The 2,323-nt window shown below is 70.3% G+C and carries 1 protein-coding gene; it reads left to right on the forward strand.

The features are described 5' to 3' along the window. Window positions 1-221: 221 nt before the first annotated feature. Window positions 222-2,323 (forward strand): hypothetical protein (locus EDF64_RS18015; RefSeq protein ID WP_133521325.1); only part of this gene is annotated, 2,102 nt, incomplete at its 3' end.

A 2,323-nucleotide genomic window follows, 5' to 3' on the forward strand; every position in this document is an offset into this window, starting at 1 on the left:
CCACCAAGGGCGGCAAGACCACCTACACCAGCCACGACGTCAAGATCGTCAACTGACCAACACACAACCGAACACCACAACGCCCCCGCCCTCCAACCGGAGGACGGGGGCGCTCCCATGTGCGGCACCCGAATCCGTGGCCATTCCATAGCACCCAGGATTACGTCAAGTTGAAATATCACATTTGGATACCCTGTGAGTCCCTCACCCTAGGAGATTCCATGACCTCGTTCAGAGCCCGCGGAGCCGCTGCAGCCTGCGCCCTCATCGTGATCGGCACGACCTTCGTCGCGACCGCTCCCGCAAGCGCCTCCCCGGAGCGCGCGACGCCCGCGTCGAACAGCTCGACCGTCGCGGCCCCCTCCGCGCCGAAGCTCGAAGCCCTCTACTGGGCGACCGCCGACGGAGAGGCCTACTTCATCCGCGGCACGGGCACGCCCGACGTCCCGGTCTACCTCGACCTCGGCGCCGACTCCGAGCCGGTCTGGCTCGAGACCCCGGGCGCCGACGGCCGGTGGGAAGCCCTGCTGCCTGTCGTCGGTCAGTCCGTGAACATCTTCGCGCAGCCGAACGGTGGCGACCGGTCCCCGATGACGACCGTCGCCGTCCCCGAGGCCGGCGGAGCCATTTTCGTCGGCAAGCCGGCGGCCGGCGTGACCCACGACGGTGACACCCTTCGGGTGGTCGGTTCGTCCGCGGGTGGGAACTCGGTCAACGTCTACGCCCCGGGCGCTACCCGGGCTGACGCCCCGATCGCGACCGCCGCGGTGACGGACGGCGCGTTCAGCGCAGCGCTGCCCGCGGGCTACAGCGCGTCCTCGGTGCTCGTCGCTGCAGCGATCGGCGCAGCCGAGTCCGACCGCGTCGAGGTCCGCATCGGCGACTCCGCCGTCGCTGCCCCGACAGTCTCCCGCGTGCTGCACCAGGCGAACGGCGACTTCACGATCATCGGGACCACCCCGGTCGGTTCGACCGTCGCCATCCGCCAGGGCGGCATCGAGATCGGTGGGGCGAACGAGGAGGGCGGCAACTTCCGCGCCACCGTCCCCGCTGCGCACTCGGGGCAGACCGTCGACCTCGTCGCGACGATCGGCTCGACGAGCTCCGCCCCGACGAAGCACGGCCTCACCCCACCCCCGATCGACGACTCGATCGCTCCCCCCGAGGTGACCCGCGTCATCAACTTCCTCGACGGCTCGCAGTGGGTGCACGGCAAGGTCGCCAACGGCGCCACCCTCTGGGTGCTCGACGGAGCCAAGGTCGTTGCGCACGACGTCGCGAACGAGACCTTCCTGCTGAAGATCCCGGCCCAGTACGCGTCCACCCAGCTCGATGTCCGGGTGTTCGTCGGCGGCTCGATGTCTGCACGGAGCGTCCTCCCGCGGACGCTCACCGTCGACGGGCTGCAGGAGTCGAACTCCTACACGCCGGGCAAGCGGACCTTCGCCGGCACCGCCGAAGCCGGCGCGACCGTCACCGCGACGGACAAGGGCGGCAACGAGCTCTTCTCCGAACGTGTCAGCAGCAGCCGTGCGGCGGCCGGCAGCTGGACGGGCACGGCGGACCTGTCGTCGAAGGACGGCTACGAGCTCACCTTCACGCAGACGACGTCCGACGGCCGCAGCTCGGTCCTCCAGAGCGCCACGTTCACGCCGTCGACGATCGCGGCCCCGGAGTACCTCGAGACCCAGCGAGGCGGCAACGGCGAGTTCTTCCTGTACGGCACCGCACCGGAGAACACCACGGTCGTCGCACGGATCGGCGCGGACGAGGTCGCCACCGGTGCAGTCGAGGACGGCGACTTCGTCATGTCGCCCATCAGCGGCGCACGGACCGGTGAGACGGTGACGCTCGTCGCGCGCGACGCCGACGGCAACGAATCCGCTGGCACGGACGTCCGTCTCGCGCCGGCGCTCGAGGACGCGACCATCGCGCAGCCGGTGGTCGGGAACGTCCACGCGTTCCCGAGCGGACGGGTCCGCCTGCAGGGCGCCGCGGGGCAGTCGGGCACGGTGTGGTTGATGGACGGCGATCGCGTCGTCGACTCGTCCCCCGCGAACCGGTTCAGCATCGAGGTCCCGGCGGGACAGTCGAGCAGTCAGCTCGACCTCGTCCGCGTGAGCGGGAGCACCGGCAACCGGACGTCCGAGCGCATCGCGATCCCGCGCCTGCTGCAGGTGAACGGCCTGCAGGAGAAGGACAACACCTACACGCCTGGCCGCACGCCCTTCACCGGTTCCGCCGAGGCCGGCGCGACCATCACCGCGACCGACCAGAACGGCACCACGCTGTTCGAGACCACGGTCGGCGCCACCAAGCGCGC

This window comes from Curtobacterium flaccumfaciens, from assembly GCF_004361695.1.
Taxonomy (GTDB): Bacteria; Actinomycetota; Actinomycetes; order Actinomycetales; family Microbacteriaceae; genus Curtobacterium; species Curtobacterium flaccumfaciens_B.